At 73.2% G+C, this 2,503-nt stretch carries 2 protein-coding genes; both read left to right on the plus strand.

Annotation, left to right across the window (positions count from 1 at the left end; genetic code table 11):
* Nucleotides 1–150: 150 nt before the first annotated feature.
* Nucleotides 151–1,353: a serine/threonine-protein kinase gene (locus tag QH196_RS10875; RefSeq protein WP_280415644.1), complete on the plus strand. Its 1,203-nt coding sequence runs from the start codon at nt 151–153 to the stop codon at nt 1,351–1,353.
* A gap of 118 nt (nt 1,354–1,471) precedes the next feature.
* Complete coding sequence (locus tag QH196_RS10880; RefSeq protein WP_280415643.1) at nt 1,472–2,164, plus strand: HAD family hydrolase; 693 nt, start codon at nt 1,472–1,474, stop codon at nt 2,162–2,164.
* Nucleotides 2,165–2,503: the final 339 nt, after the last annotated feature.

The following is a 2,503-nucleotide window of genomic DNA, read 5'->3' on the forward strand; positions in this document are numbered from 1 at the left end:
CGCCACCGTCCTGGCCGCCGCGGCGCTCCCCCGCAGGACGGCCCACCACGCCCCGCCCCCCACCGCTGCTGCGCCCCGCCCGCCCCGGTTAGGCCCCCCTCGCGCGGCGCGCCGCCCGGGGCCGCGCGCGCGCCCGCCCACGACGCCGGAATCGTGCACCGGGATGTGAAACCGGCGAACCTGCTTGTCGGCGACGACGGTACGGTGAAGATCACCGATTTCGGAATCTCGCGCGCCACCGGCGATGTCACCGTCACCGCGACCGGATTCCTGGCGGGCACCCCGGCCTACCTCGCCCCGGAGGTCGCCCGCGGTGAACAGCCGATACCGTCCTCGGACGTCTTCGCGCTGGGATCCACGCTCTACCACGCGGTCACCGGCCGCCCGCCCTTCGGCGACGGGGACAATCCCCTGGCCGTACTGCACGCGGTCGCCGGCGGGCAGGTCGAACCGCCCGAAGGCGCGGGTGCGCTGGGCCCGGTGGTGATGCGGCTGCTGGCGACCGAGGTCGCCAACCGCCCCACCATGGACGAGGCGCGGGTCATGCTGGAAGAAGTGGCCGCCGGCCGGGCACCGGAACCGGCCGATACCGCGCCGTCCGCCACGACGAAGGTTCTGCCGCCCACGCTCGCCGCCACGGCCACACTCGACCGGCCCGATCCCGAGCCGGGCCCCGCCGAGACGCCCCCACCTGCTGCGGGGCCCGCCCCGGCGCCGGCCTTCCGGGATGCCGGTGCCCCGACGGCCGCGGGATCGGCGACCACACCCGCCGCGCCCGCACCCGCCGGCCCGGCCCCCCAACGTGGTTCCGGCGTACGGTCCCGGACTGCCGTGCTGGCGGGTGCCGCCGCGCTGCTCCTGGTGGTCGTGGTGGGTTTGGTTCTCGCCGATGTCACCGGCGGGGATGACAACACCACCGCCGGCGGGCCCGAAACCAGCCAGGTGGACACACCGGAGCAGACCCCTGAACCGGAGGCGGAGTCCAGCGCTCCGACCACCACCGCTGCCTCGACGACCACGACGGCCACCACCGAAACGGGCCCGCCCTCCGCCGCTCGCGTGGAACAGTTCGTCCGCGGCTATTACGGGCTGCTGCCCGGCAACACCGCCGCCGCATGGTCACAGCTCGCGCCCGAATATCAGGCCGTCGCCGGTGGTTACGCCGACTACCAGGGCTTCTGGTCGACCATCAGCGCGGTCAGTATCGGCTCGGTCAGCCGATCCGGTGACGGCAGCGCGGTCGCGACCGTCACCTACACGATGCGCGACGGCTCGGTGCAGTCGGAGAGCCGGTCGTTCCGGGTCGCGCCCAACGGCGGACAGCTGGTTATCACCGACTCGCAAGTATTGTGACCACGACCGGCCGGGTTTGCTGCCGCTTACCGGGCCGGGCTACCGTCGGCCCAGGCTTCCGATCGTGCTGCGCGGCTCGGTGCCGTCCCGATCCACCATGACGAAAGGTCCGAACCCTATGGCCCAGCCGGCCGGTGTCCTGTGGGATATGGACGGCACGCTGCTCGATTCGGAGAAGCTGTGGGATATCGGCGTCCGTGAGCTGGCGCGGGAACTCGGCCGGGAGATGACGCAGGAAATCCGGCACGCGCTGATCGGGGCGTCGGGAGCGAATGCGCTGCGGATCATGTTCACCGAACTGGGGGTCGACCCGCATCCCGAGGCCGTCGACGCGGCGGGCCGGTTCTTGGAGCAGCGGGTCACCGAACTCATGACGGGTCCGATCCCGTGGCGGCCGGGCGCGGTGGAGGCGCTGGATATGGTGCGGGAAGCCGGCCTGCCCTGTGCTCTGGTGACCAACACGAAACGGTCGCTCACCGAGCTGGCCCTGGAAACGCTGGGCCGGGACCGGTTCGACGTCTCGGTCTGCGGCGACGAGGTGCCGCATGGGAAACCCGACCCGGCCGTTTATCTCCGGGCCGCGCAACTCCTCGGCCTGGATGCCCGCGACTGCGTGGCCGTCGAGGATTCGGTCACCGGGGTGGCGGCCGCCACGGCGGCGGGCTGCGCGGTCCTGGTGGTGCCCTGCGAGGTTCCGGTACCTCTCGACCCGGCCCGCACGCATCGTGACACCCTCATCGGGTTGACCCGTGACGATCTGGAGCTGTGCCTGCGGACGCGCCTACAGTACGCCGAATCTCAGACCTGCTGACCCGCGTCCGGGGCATGTGTATGCGGCAGTGGATGTGTTGCTCCGCTGAGCCGCCGGGAACGACGCGTGAAGCCGCCGATCTCGGCCCGGGCACTGCCCGGCACTGCTGAACCGGGAGCGGGCATGCCCGCTGGCGGCCAGGATCTCGGTGAAGACCCGCCGGCCACGATACCGGTCGATCAACCCGACGCTTCCGGCCCGCGTAATCGGTATGCACCGCGAACCACCGTGGCACCAGCCGTGGGGGGGGGGGGGGGGGGGGGGGGGGGGGGGGGGGGGGGGGGGGGGGGGGGGGGGGGGGGGGGGGGGGGGGGGGGGGGGGGGGGGGGGGGGGGGGGG

This window comes from Nocardia carnea, assembly GCF_029868325.1.
In the GTDB taxonomy this organism is placed as follows: domain Bacteria; phylum Actinomycetota; class Actinomycetes; order Mycobacteriales; family Mycobacteriaceae; genus Nocardia; species Nocardia carnea_C.

What these genes read in the sequence shown, in the direction of transcription:
- QH196_RS10880 (WP_280415643.1), top strand. Translation starts at nt 1,472, where the DNA reads ATGGCCCAGCCGGCCGGTGTCCTGTGGGATATGGACGGCACGCTGCTC.